The sequence below is a fragment of the Suttonella sp. R2A3 genome (assembly GCF_021513215.1).
Classification (GTDB): domain Bacteria; phylum Pseudomonadota; class Gammaproteobacteria; order Cardiobacteriales; family Cardiobacteriaceae; genus JAHUUI01.
Genome location: NZ_CP090975.1, coordinates 1,585,405 through 1,607,075 on the forward strand (window position 1 = coordinate 1,585,405; position 21,671 = coordinate 1,607,075).

Genomic DNA, 21,671 nt, shown 5'->3' on the forward strand with positions numbered 1-21,671 from the left:
TTGTTTCTGCGGTTGATTTTTTAACCTGTTTTGATGCGTTGCGAATAAAATGGCATGACGTTTAATCTAATGATCGATTGATCTAGGAAGGAAAGATGAGATTTATTGAGACTAAAGTCGGCGCTGAAGCTGGAGATGCTTACGCACAACATAATCTTGGTGTTATGTATGCTAAAGGACAAGGTGTCGCACGAGATGATGAAGTAGCGGTGAATTGGTGGAGAAAAGCCGCAGAACAGGGGCTCGCTGCCGCACAATATAATCTTGGTCTTGCGTATGCTAATGGAAAAGGTGTCACACAAGATGATGAAGCAGCAGTAAATTGGTATCGCAAAGCAGCAGAACAGGGGGATACTACCGCACAACATAATCTTGCTGTTATGTATGCTGAGGGAAGAGGCGTTGCGCAAGATGATGAAGCAGCGGTGAAATGGTATCGCAAAGCGGCAGAGCAGGGGGCTGCTGACGCACAAAACAATCTTGCTATTATGTATGCTAAAGGAAAAGGCGTCGCACGAGATGATGGGGCAGCGGTGAATTGGTGGAGGAAAGCCGCAGAGCAGGGGAATGCTGCTGCTCAATACCTTCTTGGTCTTGCGTATACTAAGGGAGAAGGCATCACGCAGGATTATGAAGTGGCGGTGAATTGGTTTAATAAAGCTGCGGAGCAGGGGATTGCTGATGCACAAGCCATTCTTGCTGTTATGTATACTAAGGGAGAAAGTGTCGCGCGAGATGATGAAGCAGCAGTGAATTGGTATCGCAAAGCCGCAGAGCAGGGGAATGCTGCTGCACAATACTTTCTTGGTCTTGCGTATACTAAGGGAGAAGGTGTCGCACAAGATGATGAAGTCGCAGTGAATTGGTATCGCAAAGCCGCAGAGCAAGGGGATGCTGACGCACAAACCAATCTTGGTTGGATGTATGATATGGGAAGAGGTGTCGCGCGTGATGAAGAAGTAGCGGTGAAATGGTATCGTAAAGCGGCGGAGCAGGGATATGCTGGGGCACAAACCAAGCTTGGTATTATGTATTCTCTTGGAGAAGGTGTCGCGCAAGATTATAAAGAAGCGGTGGGGTGGTTGAGAAAAGCCGTGGAGCAGGGAAATGCTGATGCACAAGCCATCCTTGATGTTATATATCCTAAAGGACTAGTCGCCACACAAGATTATGTAGCCGCGGTGAATTGGTATCGCAAAGCCGCAGAGCAAGGGGATGCTGACGCACAATTCTCTCTTGGTGTTATGTATGCTAAAGGACGAGGCGTCGCGCAAAATGACGAAACGGCGGTGGATTGGTATCGTAAAGCGGCGGAGCAGGGGGTTGTTGAGGCACAATACAATCTTGGTCTTATGTATGCTAAGGGAGAAGGCGTCGCGCAAGATCATGAAGCAGCGGTGAATTGGTTTAGAAAAGCGGCGGAGCAGGGGCATGCTGATGCACAATATGCTCTTAGTGTTATGCATGCTAAAAGACAAGACGTCACACAAGCTGTTAAAACAACGGAGAAGTGGTATCACAAGCTCATTCAGCGTATCTTCCCTCGGAGATAGGGTTTCTCTATTTCATCTACCCATACGCTACTTTTAATGAAATCTCTGCTAGATATATGACCTATTGATACGCCCTTTTTTATGATTATTACAATGGTTGTGCTTTGTTATGGGCTAATGAGTGATATAAGCACAAAGAATACATTTTATAAGCTGACGTGATGATAAAAGGGGGCGATAACTTTGTGTTCATCGTAGCCATGTCGTAAAATAGAGCGTTAGTGAATTTATTCTAAAATAGCAAAGTGAGGCAATCATGACGACAAAAAAACAATCGTTGTCTGTGGGCGATAAACAGTACGCCTACTACCCTTTATCATCGGTGGTTGATGGTAATCATCTGGCAAAACTGCCATTTTCGATTAAAATTTTGCTCGAAAACTTGCTGCGTACCTGCGACGGTGAATCAGTTACTGAAGATGACGTTCAAGCATTAGCAACCTGGACACCAACCAGCCTGACTGAAAAAGAAATCGCTTTTAGTCCCAGTCGCGTCATTTTGCAGGATTTTACAGGCGTACCTTGTGTGGTCGATTTGGCCGCAATGCGCGATGCGATGGTTGCCTTAGGCGGTGATCCACAGAAAATTAACCCACAAGTGCCGGTTGATCTGGTTATTGACCATTCCGTGATGGTGGATTATTTTGCCAGCGATGATGCAGTCGAGAAAAATGCTGCGATTGAGTTTGAACGCAATAATGAGCGTTATCAGTTTCTGCGTTGGGGGCAAAAAGCGTTTGATAAATTCCGTGTGGTACCACCAGATACTGGTATTGTTCACCAGGTCAACCTCGAGTACCTCGCACAAGTGGTTTTCCAGAATAACGACGGCGACGAAGCGCTTGTCTACCCAGATAGCCTGGTTGGTACCGACTCGCACACTACCATGATCAACGGCCTTGGTGTCCTTGGTTGGGGTGTTGGTGGGATCGAAGCCGAAGCGGCGATGCTTGGCCAACCGATCACCATGCTGGTGCCTGATGTTGTTGGGTTTGAATTAACCGGCAAATTGCAGCCAGGGGTTACCGCGACCGACTTAGTATTAACCGTCACGCAAATGCTGCGTGAACTTGGTGTGGTGGGTAAATTTGTTGAATTTTTCGGCGATGGCCTGGTTGATCTGCCGTTGGCTGACCGTGCAACGATTGCCAACATGGCACCAGAATACGGTGCGACGTGTGGCATCTTCCCAATTGATGAAGAAACGCTGAACTATATGCGTCTTTCTGGTCGTGATGAAGATTTGATTGAGCTAACGCGTGAGTATGCCAAAGCTCAAGGCATGTGGCGTGAGCAAGGCGCACGTCCGCAATACACCACCACCTTAACCTTGGATATGGGGACTGTAGTTCCATCGGTTGCTGGTCCTAAGCGTCCGCAAGACCGTATCGAGCTGACCGAACTGAGCAAGAAAGCTAATGAATTATTGCCCGCAGAGCCTAAATCAGCGCAGGTGACGATGAATGGTGAAACCTTCACCCTTGAAGACGGCGCGGTGGTGATTAACGCGATCACCAGTTGTACCAACACCTCTAACCCATCTGTGATGCTGGCTGCTGGTTTGGTGGCGAAAAAAGCGGTTGAGAATGGTTTGGTTCGTAAGCCGTGGTGTAAAACCTCATTGGCTCCAGGCTCACAAGTGGTGACTGAATATCTCGAGAAAGCTGGGCTGATTCCGTATCTTGAAAAAGTTGGGTTCCATGTGGTCGGCTATGGCTGTACGACCTGTATTGGTAACTCTGGCCCATTACCGGATGAAGTAGGCGATGCGATCGATGAGCATGATCTAACCGTTGCATCCGTGCTTTCAGGTAACCGTAACTTCGAAGGCCGTGTGCATGCTAAAGTGAAAATGAATTTCCTGGCTTCACCACCGCTGGTGGTCGCTTATTCCTTGCTTGGTACGGTCTGTAAAGACATCACCTCAGATGTGATCGGTACCAACGCTGAAGGTAAAGATATTTACTTGAAAGATATCTGGCCAACCTCTGAAGAAGTGCATGAGCAACTTTCAGCGATTGAGCGTGAAATGTATGTCAAAGGCTACGACGATGTCTTCAAAGGCTCTGAAATGTGGCAAAACATCCAGGTCGCTGAATCGAAAAGCTATGACTGGGATGAAAGTTCAACTTACATCAAGAACCCACCATACTTTGAAGGTATGCCGAAACAAGCACCGAGTGAGTTGCCACAAATTAAGGGCGCTCGCGTTCTCGCACGCTTAGGTGATTCAATCACTACCGACCATATCTCTCCTGCTGGCTCGTTCAAACCAGAAACGCCAGCTGGACGGTTTTTGGTTGGACGAGGCGTTGAACCAAAAGACTTTAACTCGTATGGTTCACGTCGTGGTAACGATGATGTGATGGTGCGTGGGACCTTTGGTAACATCCGTCTGCGTAACGAACTCGCCCCAGGCACAGAAGGGGGTTGGACAACCAACTTCTTAAATGGCGAAGTCGAAACCATCTACGATGCGTCTATGGCGTATCAAGAAAACAATATTCCATTGGTTGTGTTGGCCGGTAAAGAATATGGTACTGGCTCTTCACGTGACTGGGCGGCTAAAGGCACCATTTTGCTAGGTGTCCAAGCGGTTATCACTGAGAGCTTTGAACGTATTCACCGCTCGAACTTGGTTGGCATGGGCGTTCTGCCACTGCAATTCCAAGACGGTGAAACGCGCGAAACCTTAGGCTTAAAAGGCGATGAAACTTTCGATTTCGCCGAACTGACTAAGGGCGCAAAAATGCTTGATGTCACCGCAACCTCGCCTGAGGGTGAGGTGAAAAACTTCACCGTGCGTGTACGCATCGATACCCCGAAAGAGTGGGCGTACTACCAACACGGTGGTATCTTGCAATATGTGCTCCGTCAATTAGACAACTAAGCAAGAACCAACATCGTTGGATCAAAAAAGCAGGCTTTCGAGCCTGCTTTTTTATTATCTGCCTTAGTGGCAATGGATCAAAAATGCCTTATAAGATCACGCTCCCCCAAGTAAAGCCTAAGATCACGCTCAGCGTAATGGCCAGCGTTCCCGGGATTAAAAATGGGTGGTTAAAGACTAATTTACCAATTTGGGTTGAGCCAGTATCATCCATTTCCACCGCCGCTAATAAGGTTGGGTAGGTGGGCAAAACAAACAGGGCGCTGACTGCAGCAAATGAAGCGATTGCGGTAAGTGGCTCAACGCCAAGTACTAAAGCGGCTGGGAGTAATGCTTTTGCAGTCGCTGCTTGTGAATACAGCAGCATGCTCGCAAAAAAGAAGGTCACCGCGAGCATCCACGGATAATCATCAAGGATGCGGCTGGCGGTTTCTTTAATGTCCTCTAAGTGGGCGCTGACAAAGGTATCGCCAAGCCAAGCAACACCAAGTACACAAATACATGCGCTCATGCCCGATTTGAATGTTGAGGCATTGAGCACTCGGTTCGGATCAATTTTTGTCGCAAACACGATGAATGTTGCGGCTGCCAGCATAAAGGTCATAATCGCTTCGTTACGTGGCAAGGTTGGGTTTTCAATAATCCCCACCTTATCGCTAATCAAAGTAGCGTAGGTCACAACAACCGCGATGGTGAGAAGAAAAATCAACACAGAACGTTTAGCGCCAGATTTGATATTAATCGCTTGCGCGCCACGTAAGCTGACCTGTCCGTTTTCTAACCGCCGCTGGTATTCTGGATCTTGATCGAGTTCTTTGCCCAGAAAATTAGCAACAACTGCGGTGAGCATACAGGCGAGAAAAGTCGTTGGGATACAGATGGCGAGTAGTTGCAGATAGCCCACACCAAGCGGTTCTAACACCCCGCTGACAAACACGACAGCTGCAGAAATGGGTGAGGCGGTGATGGCAATCTGTGAGGCGACCACTGCAATCGATAACGGGCGCGACGGGCGAATACCTTGTTCTTTAGCCACCTCTGCGATCACCGGAAGGGTTGAAAATGCGGTGTGTCCTGTGCCAGCCAGCAAGGTCATCACATACGTCACAACCGGCGCTAAAAAAGTAATGTGTTTGGGGTTGCGGCGCAAAATCCGTTCGGCAATATGGACTAAATAATCCAAACCGCCGGCGACCTGCATGGCCGCAATCGCAGCGATAACCGACATAATGATGAGAATGACATCAATCGGAATACTGCCAGGGCTCATGCCAAGTAATAAACACAAGACTGCAACACCGAGCCCACCAGCATAACCGATAGCGATAGAGCCAAGTCGTGCGCCAATAAAAATGGCGCCAAGAACGACGATTAATTGCACGATCCACATCATGTGCTCCTTTAGTGTTTCGGTTTAACTTGTGGGTAGACCATGTTTTGTGGCGCGATGATCTCATCGAGCTTATCTTGAGGGAGCATGCCTTCTTCAAGCACGATGTCGTAAACCCTGCGTCCGCTCTCAAGTGCTTTTTGTGCGACATAGGTGGCGTTGTCATAGCCAATATGCGGGTTAAGCGCAGTTACTAAGCCGATATTATTGAGTACTTCTTCACGGCAATGTTCGACATTGAGGCTGATGCCGTCGATGCATTTTTTAGCGAAGGTTTCGCAAATATGGGCGAGCATGGTGATGCCAGTAAAGAGGTTGAAGGTAATCACCGGCTCAAAGACATTGAGCTGTAATTGACCGCCTTCAGCGGCCATGACAATGGCGTGGTCAATGCCCATAATGTGGAATGCTGCCTGATTAACCACTTCTGGGATCACCGGGTTCACTTTCCCCGGCATAATCGAACTCCCTGGCTGCATCTCTGGTAGACGATAGTTCGCCAGACCGGCACGTGGCCCCGAGCTCAACAGACGCAAATCGTTAGCAATTTTTGAGAGCCTGGCAGCGATTAAGCGAATGTTACCGGAAAGTTGCACATAGGTGCTGGTGTCCTGGGTGGCTTGAATGAGATCTTCCGCAGTGTAGTAGGGTTTGTTGGTGAGTAAAGTGAGCGCATCAGCACAAGCCTCGGCATAGCCTGCTGGGGCGTTTAATCCGGTGCCAATCGCAGTTGCGCCCATGTTGATTTCATAGAGTTTGTGGCGGATGTCTTCGAGCCGCACCATCTCTTTTTTCATCGTCGTCGCAAAGGCGTTAAATTCCTGGCCAGCAGTCATTGGCACCGCGTCTTGAAGGTGCGTGCGGCCCATTTTTAAGTGCTCGCCAAATTCTTGGGATTTATGAATAAAGCTATCGCGTAGAATGGTCATCGAACGTAACAGGCGTTCAATATAATTATCAAGCGCGATATGCAGCGCGGTTGGGTAAGCGTCGTTGGTCGACTGCGAGCGGTTAACATGGTTGTTCGGGTGGCAGTATTGATACTCACCTTTATTATGCCCCATGATTTCCAGCGCACGGTTGGCAATAACTTCATTGGCATTCATATTGGTTGAGGTGCCGGCGCCGCCTTGAAACATATCGACGATAAATTCTTCGTGCATTTTCCCGGCAATCAGTTCATCGCACGCCGCACAAATCGCATTCTTGACTGGCTCGTCTAACACGCCAACTTGATGGTTAGCGATCGCTGCGGCTTTTTTAACCGTCGCTAGCGCGCGAATAAAGGTGGAAAAGCGACTCAGGCGAACATCGGTGACTTTGAAGTTCTCAAAAGCTCTAAGCGTTTGAATGCCGTAATAGGCGTGAGAAGGGACTTCACGATAACCGAGGAGATCGTGTTCTTGACGAGTGGGCATGGGTTTCCTCTAGGGTTTTTAGTTTGGGTTAATTTTATCATTTTTACCTATAAAAAGATAAGAGTTGCCCTTATTTAACCGTAGCCAAGCGTTTGGCACCAGTTTGGCGTAATGCACGGTCTGATCTCTGGTATAAAAGCGATGGTCGCGGTACAATGGCGCGTTTTTACAAATATTTACTTGGCGTGTGGTAAGCGTCAACACTGAATTAAGGAGCGATTATGGTCGATATTACCCTTCCCGATGGCAGCGTTAAATCATTCGATGGCGCAACCACGGGCGCTGACGTGGCGGCCTCAATTGGCGCAGGCTTGGCTAAAGCGGCGCTGGCCGTGCGTGTGAATGATCATTTGCAGGATTTAAGCGACCCAATCGCAGAAGATGCGCGGGTGGCGATTATTACCGCACGCGATGAAGAAGGGTTAGAAATTATCCGCCACTCCACCGCGCATTTATTAGGCCATGCGCTCAAGCAGTTGTGGCCAGATGCGAAAATGGTGATTGGTCCGGTGATCGAAAATGGCTTCTATTATGACATTGCCGCGGAACATCGCTTCAATCCAGAAGACTTGCAAGCCTTAGAGGCGCGTATGCAAGAGCTGGCAAAAACCGGTTATGAGGTTGAAAAGGTGTGGACACCAGTTGCTAAGGCGCGTGAAACTTTTGCCGCGCGAGGTGAAGACTATAAAATTCGCTTGATCGATGATTTTGACGACGCTGTGCGCGAGGTTGGCCTCTATCATCATCAGGAATACCTCGATATGTGTCGCGGGCCGCATGTACCGAATATGGGCCACATCAAAGCGTTCAAACTGACCAAGTTGGCGGGTTCTTATTGGCGAGGCGATGCCAGTGGCGAACCGTTACAGCGGATTTATGGCGTAGGTTTTCGCGATAAGAAAGCACTCAACGCCTACCTTGAACAGCTCGCAGAAGCAGAAAAACGCGATCACCGTAAGATCGGCAAACAGCAAGGCCTGTTTCATTTCCAGGAAGAAGCGCCGGGGATGGTATTTTGGCATGCTCACGGTTGGACGATTTACCGTGAAATCGAAAACTATATGCGCACCAAATTGCAAAAATACGGCTATCAAGAGGTGATGGCGCCGCAGATTTTGGACCGCAGTTTGTGGGAAAAATCGGGGCACTGGGATAAGTTCGGCGGCAATATGTTTACCTGCTGCATCGATGAACATGACTATGCGGTCAAGCCAATGAACTGCCCAGGGCATGTGCAGATCTTTAATCAAGGCTTGCGCAGCTACCGTGAGCTGCCGATCCGTATGGCAGAATTTGGCATTTGTCACCGCAATGAACCTTCCGGTACGCTGCACGGCCTGATGCGTGTGCGACGCTTTGTGCAAGATGATGGGCATATTTTCTGTACCCAAGCGCAAATTAAAAGTGAGATCGAGGCGTGCTGCAAGATGGTCTACGAAGTCTATCAGGACTTCGGTTTTGAACACATTGAGCTCGCCTTATCAACCCGCCCTGAACAGCGTGTGGGTTCAGATGAAATCTGGGATAAAGCGGAGGCAGATTTGGAAGCCGCGCTTAAAGCGCAAGGCCTGGAGTATGTCATCCAGCCTGGCGAAGGCGCATTTTATGGGCCGAAAATTGAATTTACCCTCAAAGACAGTATTGGACGTCGTTGGCAGTGTGGTACGGTGCAATTAGATTTCTCAATGCCGGGTCGCTTAGGTGCGCAATATATTGATGAGCATGGTGAGAAACAAACGCCAGTGATGATTCACCGCGCGGTACTCGGTTCGCTCGAGCGCTTTATCGGGATTTTGATTGAGCAATATGCAGGCTGGATGCCGCTGTGGCTCTCGCCGGTTCAAGCGGTGGTGATGCCGATTACCGATGCGCAGTCTGATTATGTCGAAAAAGTGTGCGACAAATTAAGCGAAGCCGGGCTGCGGGTGGAAAAAGATTTGCGTAATGAGAAAATTAGCTATAAAATCCGCGAGCACACTTTGGCACGCGTGCCGTATTTATTGGTGGCCGGTGATCGAGAAAAGAGCGCTGGCAACCTCGCAGTGCGCACACGTGACGGACGTGATCTTGGCGCTATAGATATGGACGCCTTGATTGAGCTTATGCGTGACAAGATTGATACGAAAGCACAGGAGATTTAGCAATAGCTAAGCAACAAGAAACTCGGGTGAATGAAGACATCACCGATAAAGAAATTCGTTTGATTGATGCCGACGGCGAACAACGCGGCGTGGTGTCAATTGATGAAGCTTTGGAAGCTGCTTATGAGCAGAATATGGACTTGGTGGAAGTGGCAGCGAATGCTAAGCCACCGGTTTGCCGAATCATGGATTACGGTAAATTCCGCTTTGAACAGCAGAAAAAGCAACAGGAAGCGCGCAAAAACCAGAAGCGCATCCAAGTAAAAGAGGTGAAATTCCGTCCTGGCACGGATGAGGGAGACTACCAGGTCAAACTACGCAACCTGACCCGTTTCCTCAATGATGGTGATAAAGCTAAAGTCACGGTTCGCTTTCGCGGCCGCGAAATGGCTCACCAGAACCTCGGACGCGACTTACTCAACCGCATCGAAGCCGATTTGGCTGAAGTGGGCACGGTAGAGCAAAAAGCCGGTATGGAAGGCCGTCAAATGACGATGGTCATGGCACCGGTTAAAAAATAAGTCGCAAATATAAGCGCCGGGTGAGCACGCAAGTAATTGCGTGTTTTGGCGTTTTTAAAGGACTGACCCAGTGGGTTAGAAAAATAAGGCTAAAAACACAATGCGGAGTTATTTAATATGCCTAAAATGAAAACACACCGAGGCGCAGCAAAGCGCTTCAAAAAAACCAAGACAGGTTACAAACGCGGACACTCACACCTGCGTCATATCCTGACCAAGAAACCAACCAAACGTAAGCGCGATTTACGCGGTACAACGATGGTTCACGACAGCGACGTTAAAGCTGTCAAGCAAATGATTGGTTAAGGAGTAAACTATGGCACGAGTAAAAAGAGGCGTCACAGCACGCGCCCGTCATAAAAAAGTATTGAAAGCAGCAAAAGGCTACTACAACGCGCGCCGTAAGGTTTATCGCGTTGCTAAGCAGTCTGTGATCAAAGCAGGACAGTATGCTTATCGCGACCGTCGCAACAAAAAGCGTCAGTTCCGTCAGCTATGGATCATCCGTATCAACGCGGGTGCACGCCAGCATGGATTGTCTTATAGCCGCTTTATCAATGGCTTGAAAAAAGCTGGTATCGCGATTGACCGTAAGGTTTTAGCGGAATTAGCCGTTTACGATAAAGCCGTTTTTGAGGCCTTAGCAGAAAAAGCTAAAGCAGCCTTATAAGCGCTATATTGAAGCCTAAAGCGCCCGGTTCTGCCGGGCGTTTTTTTTTATGCCTTAGCAAAGCACCGCGTCTAATACACCGCGCAGTGCGTTACAGATAACCATGCGCTCAGCGCGCGCTAAATCCGCACGGGTAAGGTGTGATTCATAGACGCGTTCTGTGTTGAGATAGCGCTGAGGGTTGGCAAGGATGACGCCGCGCATTACCCCAGGCAAGATATCAAGGGCAAGATCAGGGGTATGCCAGCGTCCATCAAGTAATAAAAATACACTGCTGCGCCCACCTTCGAGCAAGATACCTGCTTCATTGAACACCAAGCCATCAAACGCACCATGAGCCGCTGCCTGCTGCCAGGCGCGATCATAGACTGCGCGCTGTGAGGTTTTATAACGACGCAACGGATCGCGCCTGCTAAGCGTTTCCTCGTGAACGACTACGCCTACCTTGGTAGGTATACCAGCGTACTCATGCGCACGCACTTCTGTCGATCCATCTTGCGCGAGACTGATTTTGATCCGGTAGTCGCTTTGATTGAGGTTAGCCAAACAATTTTCTAACGCCTGGGTGACGCTGCGTGCATCAAAGCGAAAACCAAGCTCGTGTGCGCTGCGACTCAGGCGTGCTAAATGCTCAGGCAAGAGGGCAATTTGGCGCTCTGTAGCATACAGGGTTTCAAAGAGGGTGAATGGTTGTGGTGGATGCTGCAGGAAGGCAATTTTCCAGTGGCACTCCTGGTATTCATCGTGCGCGGTGCTATCGATGGTGATACCGCTGCCGACCCCGATTCGCCCGCCATGTTCGCTTAGTTCTGCGCTACGGATCGCGATGTTAAAGCAGCTACTGCCATCAGGGTCTATATAGCCGATACTGCCGGTATACAGCCCGCGAGGAGTCCCTTCAAGCTGATCAATGAGTTGCATCGCCATGGCTTTAGGTGCCCCAGTAATCGAGCCACAAGGAAATAGGGCGCGAATAATGGCAGCAGCAGAGGTGTTCTCTTGCAGATCAGCGTGAACTTCGCTAGTCATTTGCCACACTTTACCATGGGCTTTTACCGCAAAAGGATTGACGACGTGGACGCTAAACGGTTTCGCTATTTTGCTGACATCGTTGCGCAGTAAATCAACGATCATTAAGTTTTCGGCGCGGTTCTTTTCATCTTTGGCTAAAGCAGCAGCGCGTGCGTCGTCTTGTCCGTCACCAACAATCGGTGCGGTACCTTTCATCGGTTCACTGACTAGATGTTGGTTCTCTACACTAAAAAAGCGCTCTGGGGATAATGAGAGCGTCCAATGATCCTCACCATGATAAATGAGCGCGGCATACGGTGCTGGTTGTGCGCGACGCAGCGCGCGATAAAGCGCTATTGGGTGTCCGTAGTAGGCAAACTCACACTGGGTCGTGAAATTGATTTGATAGGCATCCCCTGCACGAATGTGTTCATGAATTTGTGCAATGGCCTGATGATAGGCGGCCTCGCTAATCGTTAAATTTGGCGCGATAATGCCGGCAGGTGCATCATCAATCTGTTGCCTGGCGAGCAACGCAGCGACATCATCAATCTCGCTGCGTTGCGCGTACCACGCGCAGGTCATGGCCGCGTTTTGATCGCTGATTCCCATTAGGTCACGACCAAACTCATAGGGTAGGGAGAGTACATTGTGATGACCTTTTGCCCAGCCGTCAGCCAAGCAATCATCCAAACGATCGAGTTCGCTGGCGTGCAAATAATCTATGGAACGTAGGTCTTGATAGAGGCGACCACGGTTGGTATCGGCGCTGTCGAGTAGGACAAAAGGGGCAAGAGTCATTGATCTGAGGGTGTTCCGGTTAGGGAGAGAATGCCAATGAGGCCAAATGCGGCGGTTACCATCAGCATGATTAAGAATGCGCTCAAGCCATAGTGTTGATACACCAAGCCTGGAATGAATGAGCCGTACACGCCACCCGCATAGTAAAATGCGGTGTAAAAGGCGTTAGTTAGCCCTTTATCGTAGCGGCTGTGTTTGTTGACTTCGGCGATAGCAACGGTATGTAGTAAAAAAAGCGCGGCGCAGAATAAGAACAACACGATAAAGGTTAAGGTGATATTTTTTAACCACAACACACCGATGGACAGAGTAAAGAGGATAATCGCGTTGGCGAGACTTTGCCGCACGCCAAAATGGCGTACAATGCGCTCGGCAAAAACGGCAACAATCGCGCCAGTAATATAGCCGCTGTACATCAAACCTGCGGTCAGAGAACTCGAATCTGGGAAAGCTTTTTTAAGGATAAACGGTAGGTAATTCAACAGGCCTACAAAGCAGGAAAAGACCGCGAATATCACCAGATAATAGGTTAATACGCTGCGTTGTTTGAGCAGGTTGATTAAATCGCTGAGGTGCGGCCGCTGGTAAGAGCTGCTGCTTTGATCAATGGTGGGTTTAGGCAGCATAAAAGCGATGGCAATCAAAAGGGCGGCAATAAGCCAGGGTAATACTTGCCAATAAAAATAGGTGTCGAATAAACCAGCGAAAAAGCGTCCTAAAAAGCCACCAATGATGGTAAAGGCGACATACAGCGAGAGTGTTTTTTGTACCCGTGGGTTATTGTGTAAGAGCAGGCTGATGATCGCGGTGATGACAATCGGGATTAGTGCGCCTTGTATAAAGCGCACGCCGAGTAACCAATGAAAACCGTGGATACTGGCAAAAGCGATATTGCTAAGCCCTAAACCGATTAGAGCAAAGCGCAGCAGATGTGCAGGGTGCATACCGCCAAGCAGATAACCATAAAAAATCGGGGCAATCGCTAGAGGTGCTAGGGCAACGGTGGTGAGCGCACCACCTTGAGCTGTGCTGCGACCATAAAGCTCGGCAAGCTGTGGCTGCAAAGGCTGCGGGATGTAGAGCGTGATAAACGTCAGTACGGTAGCGCTAAGCAGCAACACCAAACGTTGCATAAAACCCTCGGGGCAAAAAGATTATGATAAATCTTATTGGCGTATTTGGCTATGTTAGAGGCGCACCAACACACGGCCAAATCGATGCTTTGACCACTGCGCGCAATACTCGATCACCTCGTTAAGCTCGATTTCACCATGTGGTAATTGATCGATCTCTTCAGCGCTAAATTGCTCAGCCAGCAACGCCCATATGCGTTCGCGGCGTGCACGTGGACAATTGCTCGAGCTGATGCCAGTAAGGGTTACCCCGCGCAGGATAAATGGCATCACTGTCATCTCAAGCTTGGGTGAAAAAGCCATGCCAATACTGGCCACACAGCCGAAGGATTGAGTTTGTGCCAAAAGGTTTGCGAGCACATCGCCACCAAGCTGATCGATCGCCCCAGCAAAATGCATCTTATCGAGTGCACGTGGTTTGGTGGTTAAGGTTTCGCTGTCGTACACTTCATCGGCGCCATCTTTAATCAGTTTGTCTCGGTGATCATCAGGACTGCGCACAAAAGCACACGTTTGAAAGCCGAGCCGAGATAAGAGTTTTACTGCCCATAGGCCGACACCACCGTTAGCACCGGTCACGGCAATGACACCATCTTTTGGGGTGATGCCGTGTTCGATGAGGGCATCGACCGCCATCGCGGCGGAAAATCCAGCGGTGCCTAACAGCATTGCTGTTTTGCTTGTCCAGCCTTCTGGGAGTGGAATCACCCATTCCTGCGGCACACACACCCACTCGGCAAATCCGCCATCGTGGGCTTCGCCTAAGCCACAGCCGGTAATCAAGACGTTATCGCCTGCCTGATATGGGCTACTGTCTTGTGCAACGACACCAGCAGCATCAATCCCCGCAGTCATCGGAAAATTACGCATGATTTTGCCTGCGCCAGTGACCGCGAGCATGTCTTTATAGTTGATCGATGAATAGGCAACTTGAACAAGTACTTCACCTTCACCGGCCTCTGGTTGGGGCAGGTCGCTAACCTGACTATCGGCTTGTGGAAAACCGTGAACGCGAATAGCTTTCATAACATGATCCTCTTAAATTCGATGGGTATTCGGCCATTTCTTGCAACATGGTGACCGCTATGCCTAGCGCACAACATCCTAAGTGTTGAGTATTATTAGCTATAATAGACTATAAATCATTTTAAGAAAATAACGCGCTGATGGGTCCTGGGATTCTTGCCACACGATTGCTTTGTGCGTCGATCATACACCATTGGCTTTGCGCTTCTAAGAGCAGGGTGTCGCCACGTGTGATACGGTAATGTCGCAGGCACAGAGCACCATGACACTCACTCACCCAGGTCTCACAAATCAACTGCTCATCAACAAAAGCAGGCTTTAGATAATCAATTTCATGGCGCTTGGCCACCCATAGATAACGTGCGCGTTGTATCTCTTCGGTAATATGCGTCCAATGCGCGATCGCGGCGTCTTGCATCCAGCTCACATAACGCGCGTTGTTAACATGCCCCATGACATCAATCGCGTCATTGCGCACTTTAATCGCATATCGATAGGTGTTAGCCATCAGCGCACACCTCGCTTAGCCATTGATGATAATCAGGAGAAAGGGCATCAAGCTGCCACATCACCACCTCAGGACAATCATAGGGATGATGGGTGTTGATTAGCGCTTCGATTGCTGGGTAATGGCAAGCGAGCGTTTTGATGCTCAGGCGGATTTCTTGATCGCGACAGAGCTTATCTTGCCAGCTGTAGTGGCTGTGAACGCTTTCTTGCTGGATACACGCTGCCAGTTGTTGGTTTAATAAGGCAGCAATAAGCGCATCAGCTTGCGATTGATCAGCGAGGGTGGTTTGTATGATGCAAGCTGCGTGTAAAGACGTCATCTGATAGTCTCCTTCAATGATGGTTGTATCCATATTAGCGTGAAGCCGTATGCTCCATCAAACTAAGGCCTAAGCTGACCATAACTGTCAGTCATTTCATCAGCCATTACTGAACTGACTTTTTGCGGCAGTGGCGTCCTTTCTTGCTGATTTGTTAACGAATTTTTGAGAATAGAGAGATTGTTTAGCGGTATTTTTGACTATTGGTGACGCACTTGATCAATAACGTAAAAAAATTAATAGAATTAATCGGCTTAATTGGTGAGTCTAAAAATCTTAGTCATTGAAAACATTAAATTAATTATTTACAGGTATGAATATAGCAATAAAATCAGCGGATTTAAGTACCGATGATGTAAGAAGTGTCGAGTGATCGACGACGTGTTACCGCTTATCTGCAAGCTTCATTGATAAGAGTAGTCAGCAGAAGCGAGTAGCGATGCTAATATTGAAGTGCCAGATGTCTACTGGCGATGTGGTGCGAAATTCATAGAACCTAATCGTTCTATTTAACAGCCCTCTTGAGGCGAGCCGGATGTGATAGACAGCATCCGGTATTTTTTTGCCTAGAGATTGGTTTCCTGTAAATAAGCATGCACAGCCTCAGTGTTACCACGGTAGAGTACGCGTGCACTTTTTTGCTCGAGCTGATGGGCATACATCGGATCATAATACTCACGTAACAAGGCTTCTATCCAAGTGTGGTGCTGCTCTGGGTTGCCGCGTCGGTGAGCGATTAGCGCGCTTTCAAGGGTTTTGGCTAATTGTTGGTAGCGCAGGCCGCCGAGACGCTTGCGCAAATTAGCTAAAGACTGACGCAAATCGTCACTAAAAGCGTCAAATCCCGCTTCCTCACCCAGATGGGTCTGCCAGAGGTTGAGTTTATCGAGGATGTAATGGGTAAAACTATGCGCCACGCGGCTCGCTAAATCGGCCTCGACTAACACAATTGGCGCACGTTGCATGGTAGCACGCAGATCTGGTGGTACAGCGCAGCGGCCAATAAGGTGGCTCTCGTCTTCGAGTAATAATGGCTGATTTGGATAGTGATACTGCGCCTTGATTAAAGCGCAGGCGAGGCGATTTTCAAAATTGAGCTGCGTGGGTTGCCCGTCAGGATGTTTGCCAAAGGCACTGCCACGATGGTTAGCCAAGCCTTCTAAATCCAGCCATTTGGTCTGTTTTTTCAATAGGTCAGTTTTCCCGCTACCGGTGTAACCAGCAAGAATAATCATTGGCGTGTCGCGTAATATTGCCGTTTGCTGCTCAAGCAAAAACTGGCGCAGCGCTTTATAACCCCCGCAAATGCGTGGATAAGAGATGCCTGCTTCAGCAAGCCAGCTTTGCACAATTTGACTACGCAGTCCGCCGCGCCAGCAATAGAGATAGCCTTGAGGGTGGGTATGCGCAAAATTGAGCCAGGCTTCAATACGTGTTGTTTTGCGCGTACCGCTGACTAATTGATGCCCTAAAGCAATGGCAGCGTGTTGTCCGTATTTTTTATAGCAGGTACCCACTTGCGCACGCTCATTATCATCCATTAGCGGCAGGTTAGTGCTCATCGGCAAAGCACCTTTAGAGAACTCAGCCGGCGCACGGGTGTCGATTAATGGGATGTCGTTGAGGATCAGGCGCTGGTAATCCGCTTTATCGGCGTCTATCATGACATGACCGCGATACGATAATCCTCACGTGGCGTTACCAGTTCACCTATCGGTTTATCATAAAGACCTGCTGCGTGTAGTTGCGCTGCAACGTGTTCAGCGTGTTCAGGGTCAACAGCGATTAACAACCCACCACTGGTTTGCGGATCACAATAGAGTGCGCGTTGGCTATCATCAAGCGGGGTAATGTGCTGGCCATAGGCGGCGAAATTCCGTGTCGTCCCACCAGGAATACAACCTTGAGCGAGATAGTCACGCACCGTATCGAGGATTGGAATCGCTGATTCATGTAACTCAGCGTTGACGTTACTGCCCTGACAAAGCTCAAGTAAATGACCGAGCAGGCCAAAGCCGGTGACGTCGGTCATAGCGCGTACACCTTCTAAGGCGGCGATTTCAGCACCAATATCATTGAGACGACACATGCTGTCACGCGCTATATGGGCGTGTGCTGCAGCGAGTTTGCCTTGCTTTTGTGCAGTACTCAAAATGCCGACGCCTAACGGCTTGCTTAAAAACAGCTTGCAACCAACTCGTGCGGTAGTGTTTTGTTGTAGGTGCGCTTTATCAACCAAACCAGTCACCGCCAAGCCAAAAATAGGTTCGGGTGCGTCAATGCTGTGGCCACCAGCAAGGGTTATGCCGGCATCAGCGCAGACTTGTCGTCCACCATCGATCACTTGTTGCGCGACTTCTGGGCTGAGGGTGTTAATTGGCCATCCTAAAATAGCAATCGCCATCAGTGGTCGACCACCCATTGCATAAATATCACTGATCGCATTGGTGGCAGCGATCCGCCCAAAATCAAACGGATCATCGACAATTGGCATGAAAAAATCGGTGGTGCTGAGGATGACCTGTCCGTTGCCTAAATCATAGGCTGCCGCGTCGTCTTTGCTGGCGTGTCCCACCAGTAAATTCGGGTCTTGCGGCAGATTTAGCGACGAAGTAAGGATGGTTTCGAGGATCTGTGGGGCAATTTTGCAGCCGCAGCCTGCGCCGTGGCTGTATTGCGTCAGACGAATATCGGTGTCCATCATTGCGCATCCTATGGGTGGGTTTTGTGGTGCAGCGCCCACAATAGATCAGGTTGTCCTGCGGCGTACAGCGTTTCTTGCTGGCTAAGGAGTTCCAGCGCTTCGTCGAGGTCGTGCGCTGCCGCGATTTTTGCGGGCGCAGTGATGGCAAGCAGGCGAGTTTCGCGGTCTTGAGCTGAGGTGGGCGTGAGACCGCTCAGGTGTGCGTGCAGGCGGTTTTTTTCGCTCAACATGGCGGTAAAATTCAGCGCTGCCGCATCGTGAAACAACTGGCGGTGTGCTTCGGCCTGGCGCATGATGTTCGGTGTGCGCCATTCTTCAGGGGTGAGGAGTAACCCGTGTCGTTCAAGCCAGGTGCCAATGTGTGTATTGCCGCTGTGGCGGGTGAGCAGCGGTGACAAGCACAGTCCGGCGAGTACGGGCGAAAGCCAGATAATTTGATTCGGCGCAAGTGCGACGAGGACGAGCAGCGGCAACCAGCCGGAAAATAAATGCAGACGCGAACGCTGCAATGCGTCACGCCATGGTAATACTGCGGCGTTGCGGCTTTGTGTGGCCCAGCCGGAGTCGCGTCCAAAGAGAATATCGAAGACATGGTGGGTTTGCATCAGCATCATTAATGGCGCGTACAATGCGGAAATCAGCAGTTCGGTGATAAAACTCATGCTTACTGCCCATGCGCCACCAAAGCGTCGACGTCGATGACGGTTGAACAAGGTGGTGCATAAGCCGATAAATTTGGGGAGCAGCAATAAGCCCATTGCGGCGAAAAAAGCAGACGCATGCGTTGGGCATCAAAGGTTGGCCAATTCGGGAAAAGCTGGTAATGGTCGCCGAAATATTGTGGGGTGACAAGCAGGGTTTGCGCGGTAATTAACCCGCCGACTAAGAGCATTGCCAGCCAGATAGGGCTCATCAAATAGCTGAGTATGCCGATGAGAAAATGCATTCGGTTCGGCCAGCGCAGGCCCTTTGCACCAATGACGCCGAGATGCTGCAAATTACCCTGCGCCCAGCGGCGCTCACGTCCGGCAAGGTCGCCAAGCGTGGGTGGAAGGCCTTCGTAGCTGCCGCTTAAGTCCGCGTCCATGCGAACCCCCCATCCGGCGCGACGCATCAATGCGGCTTCGACAAAATCGTGACTCATGATGTGTCCGCCGATTGGGCTGCGGCCACGTAATGTGGGTAAAGCACAGCTTTGCGCAAAGGCGCGCGTTCGTATGATGGCGTTATGTCCCCAATAATTGCCGTCTTCACCCTGCCAGGCATCAACGCCACGCGCCACCACCGGACCATAAAGTGCGCCGGCGAATTGGATGGTGCGTGCGAGTAAAGATTGTGCGCCGGTAAGTCTGGGCATGGTTTGCAGTAAGCCGAGCTCAGGGTCGGCATCCATGCGCGCGACCAAGGCGTTGATTGTCGCGGCGTCCATTAAACTATCGGCGTCGAGCATCACCATATAATCGTAGCGTGCGCCCCAGCGTGAAACAAAATCGGCGACATTGCCCACTTTGCGTGCGGTATTCTTGACCCGGCGGCGATACCATACCGGCAATGGTGAATGGCGGCGCAGCACATCAAATGCCGCGGTTTCCGTGCTCCATGCATCGGGATTCTGCGTATCGGAAATAATGAACAGTTCGCAACGTGTAGCCAGCGGTGTGCTGGCGAGTTGTTCGGCCATGGCGAGGAGTGCGGCGCCGGTCATGGAGGGGTCTTCACCATAAACCGGCATCACCAGCACCAAACGGCTGCGATTTTCGCCGCTGCGTGGTGCAATGTGGCGCGAGGTGGAAAACCATCCCGCCAGTGCCGTGGTGGTGGAAAAGGCGATCCAATAAAAAGTGAGCGAGAACAGAGCGAGCAAAGCGTATTGTAAGGCGTTCGCGTTGTGCCCAAAGGCGGCATAAAGCTGCCAACTGCCGAGCGAACCAATTATCAACGCACCAACGAAGGCGACAACGCGGGCGCAGCGGGTGCGAGTGCTGCTGCGCAGTGCCCTGCGGGCCGGCGCCTCGCGCAAAGATTGCACCGGCATCGGCAAAGGCGCCGACGGTGGGACAGCACTTAGCGTTTGATCCATCGATACAGCCAGTGTTCGGCGATTTGTTCGTTGCCCGCATTGATGCTCAGGGACAATTCGGCCGGCTCTGTTGCCGTGGGGCGGAATTCAAAGCTGGCACGCAGCTTGCCATTGCCTTCCGGTGTGGTCAAATGTGCGGCGATAATTTCGCCTGTCGAGGCGCGAACATCAAGCTTGAGGGCGTTTGGATCCAGCCACGATTGTGCGTGGCTGGGGATGAAATCGACCGTAAAGCTGTATTGATCGCTGTGATTGACTGAACGACCCGAACGCGTGCCAGCAATGCGTGCGCGGCGTGAGAACGGGGAACCTTCCGCCGACCAAATGAGGTCATAGGCGAAATCATAGCGTTTGCCGGCCTGTAGCGCTGCTTTGGGTCTCCAAAAAGCGACGATATTGTCGTTGAATTCATTATTCACCGGAATTTCCACGAGCGATACCGCGCCATCGCCCCAACCGCCCCGTGGGACAATCCATGCCGAAGGACGCGCTTCATAGCGCGCTTCGCCGTCCTCATAATCGGTAAAAGCGCGGCTACGCTGAATCAGTCCGAAACCTTTGGGATTGAGGTCCTGAAAAGCGGAAAATTGCAGACGCGGCGGGTTGGTAAGCGGGCGCCACAAGCGCACATCGGCGCCGGTCAACATCGCTAATCCTTCGCTGTCGTGCACTGCATTGCGATAGTCGTCGATGTGCGCGCGCTGCGCCGGAGAGAAATAATACATTGAGGTCAGTGGCGCGATGCCAAAATCTTCCAAGGCTTGCCGTGCAAATAGACTGGCCTGGACGACGAATACCGTTTCCGCTCCCGGGGTGATGTCAAAGGCATAGGCACCGGTCAATGAGGTGCTTTCCAGTAGTGCTTCAACGCGAATGGTCCGTGCCCCCGGCATGGGTTGATGAATCCAAAAGCGGGTGAAGCGCGGAAATTCCTCGCCCTTGGGACTGCCGGTGCCAATCGCCAGACCGCGCGCGGATAAACCGTAAAGTGTGTCGCGCGCTACTGCGCGGAAATAACTTGCGCCTTGGAAAATGGCGATTTCGTCGCTGACCTCCGCTGTGTTAATCGGATAGCGAATGCGAAAACCGGACCAGGTAAGTTTGGCCGCGTCTTCATCGCTGATTTGCGCCTGTTCGGGGCTAAACAGGTTATCGGCAAAATCGAGCGCCTGAGGGTCAAACGGCAATAGTTCAGCCTGACCATTGCGTACTAAATAAATCAAGATACGGCTTTTGTACAACAATCCTGGTGGCAAGAGATCAACGGCGAAATCGCTGCCGCTGTCGGCAAGCGGATTGTACTCGCGGCGAAAGCGAATGCCGCGATATTGATCGTAGCTCAAATCGCTGAATACGCCGGTTAAATCGAGCTGTTCCGGCGCATCAGCGCGCGTGGCGCGTTGTTTGGCAAGTTCAACAACTTGCGCAAAGCTGTGCTTGCTATCAGCTTCATCATCGGCACGTGCTGCGCCAACGCCGAGAAAAAGGCACATCACGCACACC

The 21,671-nt window shown here is 50.4% G+C and carries 18 protein-coding genes; 6 read left to right on the forward strand and 12 right to left on the reverse strand.

What is annotated here, in order from left to right; all coding sequences use genetic code 11:
- Positions 1-95: 95 nt before the first annotated feature.
- Both L0B52_RS07610 and acnA read left to right on the forward strand, forming a co-directional pair.
- Positions 96-1,553, forward strand: coding sequence for a tetratricopeptide repeat protein (locus L0B52_RS07610; RefSeq protein ID WP_311195334.1), 1,458 nt, complete (start codon positions 96-98; stop codon positions 1,551-1,553).
- 256 nt (positions 1,554-1,809) lie between these two features.
- Positions 1,810-4,443: an aconitate hydratase AcnA gene (gene acnA / locus L0B52_RS07615; protein WP_235064129.1), complete on the forward strand. Its 2,634-nt coding sequence runs from the start codon at positions 1,810-1,812 to the stop codon at positions 4,441-4,443.
- 88 nt (positions 4,444-4,531) lie between these two features.
- On the opposite strand, the gene L0B52_RS07620 is transcribed toward acnA, so the two are convergent.
- On the reverse strand, positions 4,532-5,833 hold the full coding sequence (locus L0B52_RS07620) for an anaerobic C4-dicarboxylate transporter (RefSeq protein WP_235065479.1): 1,302 nt from the start codon (positions 5,831-5,833) through the stop codon (positions 4,532-4,534).
- A gap of 11 nt (positions 5,834-5,844) precedes the next feature.
- Positions 5,845-7,251, reverse strand: coding sequence for an aspartate ammonia-lyase (gene aspA, locus L0B52_RS07625; RefSeq protein WP_235064130.1), 1,407 nt, complete (start codon positions 7,249-7,251; stop codon positions 5,845-5,847).
- 221 nt (positions 7,252-7,472) lie between these two features.
- Between aspA and thrS the strand changes: the two genes are divergently transcribed.
- The 4 genes from thrS to rplT all read left to right on the forward strand — a co-directional run bounded on the left by thrS (position 7,473) and on the right by rplT (position 10,583).
- Positions 7,473-9,392, forward strand: a complete 1,920-nt coding sequence (gene thrS / locus L0B52_RS07630; RefSeq protein WP_235064131.1) for a threonine--tRNA ligase — start codon at positions 7,473-7,475, stop codon at positions 9,390-9,392.
- 26 nt (positions 9,393-9,418) lie between these two features.
- Positions 9,419-9,913, forward strand: a complete 495-nt coding sequence (gene infC, locus L0B52_RS07635) for a translation initiation factor IF-3 (RefSeq protein ID WP_409202293.1) — start codon at positions 9,419-9,421, stop codon at positions 9,911-9,913.
- 117 nt (positions 9,914-10,030) lie between these two features.
- A complete protein-coding gene (rpmI, locus tag L0B52_RS07640; RefSeq protein WP_235064132.1) occupies positions 10,031-10,219 on the forward strand; it encodes a 50S ribosomal protein L35 in 189 nt (62 codons plus the stop codon).
- Positions 10,220-10,229: 10 nt separating this feature from the next.
- Positions 10,230-10,583, forward strand: a complete 354-nt coding sequence (rplT, locus tag L0B52_RS07645; protein ID WP_235064133.1) for a 50S ribosomal protein L20 — start codon at positions 10,230-10,232, stop codon at positions 10,581-10,583.
- A gap of 54 nt (positions 10,584-10,637) precedes the next feature.
- On the opposite strand, the gene pabB is transcribed toward rplT, so the two are convergent.
- From pabB to L0B52_RS07695, 10 genes are all read right to left on the reverse strand, one after another.
- A complete protein-coding gene (gene pabB / locus L0B52_RS07650) occupies positions 10,638-12,395 on the reverse strand; it encodes an aminodeoxychorismate synthase component I (RefSeq protein ID WP_235064134.1) in 1,758 nt (585 codons plus the stop codon).
- Complete coding sequence (locus L0B52_RS07655; RefSeq protein WP_235064135.1) at positions 12,392-13,528, reverse strand: MFS transporter; 1,137 nt, start codon at positions 13,526-13,528, stop codon at positions 12,392-12,394. Before L0B52_RS07655 ends, pabB begins: the two co-directional genes overlap by 4 nt.
- A gap of 54 nt (positions 13,529-13,582) precedes the next feature.
- Positions 13,583-14,554: a YhdH/YhfP family quinone oxidoreductase gene (locus L0B52_RS07660; RefSeq protein WP_235064136.1), complete on the reverse strand. Its 972-nt coding sequence runs from the start codon at positions 14,552-14,554 to the stop codon at positions 13,583-13,585.
- A gap of 121 nt (positions 14,555-14,675) precedes the next feature.
- On the reverse strand, positions 14,676-15,062 hold the full coding sequence (locus tag L0B52_RS07665) for a thioesterase family protein (RefSeq protein WP_235064137.1): 387 nt from the start codon (positions 15,060-15,062) through the stop codon (positions 14,676-14,678).
- Complete coding sequence (gene cutA, locus L0B52_RS07670; RefSeq protein WP_235064138.1) at positions 15,055-15,384, reverse strand: divalent-cation tolerance protein CutA; 330 nt, start codon at positions 15,382-15,384, stop codon at positions 15,055-15,057. Before cutA ends, L0B52_RS07665 begins: the two co-directional genes overlap by 8 nt.
- Before the next feature lie 566 nt (positions 15,385-15,950).
- Positions 15,951-17,045, reverse strand: coding sequence for a tRNA 2-selenouridine(34) synthase MnmH (mnmH, locus tag L0B52_RS07675; protein ID WP_409202335.1), 1,095 nt, complete (start codon positions 17,043-17,045; stop codon positions 15,951-15,953).
- Complete coding sequence (selD, locus tag L0B52_RS07680; RefSeq protein ID WP_260088724.1) at positions 17,045-18,085, reverse strand: selenide, water dikinase SelD; 1,041 nt, start codon at positions 18,083-18,085, stop codon at positions 17,045-17,047. The genes mnmH and selD overlap by 1 nt, the downstream gene beginning before the upstream one ends.
- Before the next feature lie 11 nt (positions 18,086-18,096).
- Positions 18,097-18,750 (reverse strand): hypothetical protein, encoded by a 654-nt coding sequence (locus tag L0B52_RS07685; protein ID WP_235064141.1) that lies wholly within the window; start codon positions 18,748-18,750, stop codon positions 18,097-18,099.
- 2 nt (positions 18,751-18,752) lie between these two features.
- The gene (mdoH, locus tag L0B52_RS07690) at positions 18,753-20,168 is read right to left on the reverse strand and encodes a glucans biosynthesis glucosyltransferase MdoH (protein WP_235064142.1); all 1,416 of its coding nucleotides are present in this window, start codon (positions 20,166-20,168) and stop codon (positions 18,753-18,755) included.
- Positions 20,153-21,661: a glucan biosynthesis protein gene (locus L0B52_RS07695; RefSeq protein WP_235064143.1), complete on the reverse strand. Its 1,509-nt coding sequence runs from the start codon at positions 21,659-21,661 to the stop codon at positions 20,153-20,155. The genes mdoH and L0B52_RS07695 overlap by 16 nt, the downstream gene beginning before the upstream one ends.
- Positions 21,662-21,671 lie beyond the last annotated feature (10 nt).

Coding starts and splice junctions, on each gene's coding strand:
- L0B52_RS07685 (WP_235064141.1), bottom strand. CDS start 18,750: ATGAGTTTTATCACCGAACTGCTGATTTCCGCATTGTACGCGCCATTA.
- L0B52_RS07695 (WP_235064143.1), bottom strand. CDS start 21,661: ATGTGCCTTTTTCTCGGCGTTGGCGCAGCACGTGCCGATGATGAAGCT.
- pabB (WP_235064134.1), bottom strand. CDS start 12,395: ATGACTCTTGCCCCTTTTGTCCTACTCGACAGCGCCGATACCAACCGT.
- L0B52_RS07665 (WP_235064137.1), bottom strand. CDS start 15,062: ATGGCTAACACCTATCGATATGCGATTAAAGTGCGCAATGACGCGATT.
- L0B52_RS07660 (WP_235064136.1), bottom strand. CDS start 14,554: ATGAAAGCTATTCGCGTTCACGGTTTTCCACAAGCCGATAGTCAGGTT.
- L0B52_RS07620 (WP_235065479.1), bottom strand. CDS start 5,833: ATGTGGATCGTGCAATTAATCGTCGTTCTTGGCGCCATTTTTATTGGC.
- acnA (WP_235064129.1), top strand. CDS start 1,810: ATGACGACAAAAAAACAATCGTTGTCTGTGGGCGATAAACAGTACGCC.
- L0B52_RS07655 (WP_235064135.1), bottom strand. CDS start 13,528: ATGCAACGTTTGGTGTTGCTGCTTAGCGCTACCGTACTGACGTTTATC.
- selD (WP_260088724.1), bottom strand. CDS start 18,085: ATGGACACCGATATTCGTCTGACGCAATACAGCCACGGCGCAGGCTGC.
- thrS (WP_235064131.1), top strand. CDS start 7,473: ATGGTCGATATTACCCTTCCCGATGGCAGCGTTAAATCATTCGATGGC.
- aspA (WP_235064130.1), bottom strand. CDS start 7,251: ATGCCCACTCGTCAAGAACACGATCTCCTCGGTTATCGTGAAGTCCCT.
- rplT (WP_235064133.1), top strand. CDS start 10,230: ATGGCACGAGTAAAAAGAGGCGTCACAGCACGCGCCCGTCATAAAAAA.
- rpmI (WP_235064132.1), top strand. CDS start 10,031: ATGCCTAAAATGAAAACACACCGAGGCGCAGCAAAGCGCTTCAAAAAA.
- L0B52_RS07610 (WP_311195334.1), top strand. CDS start 96: ATGAGATTTATTGAGACTAAAGTCGGCGCTGAAGCTGGAGATGCTTAC.
- mdoH (WP_235064142.1), bottom strand. CDS start 20,168: ATGGATCAAACGCTAAGTGCTGTCCCACCGTCGGCGCCTTTGCCGATG.
- cutA (WP_235064138.1), bottom strand. CDS start 15,384: ATGACGTCTTTACACGCAGCTTGCATCATACAAACCACCCTCGCTGAT.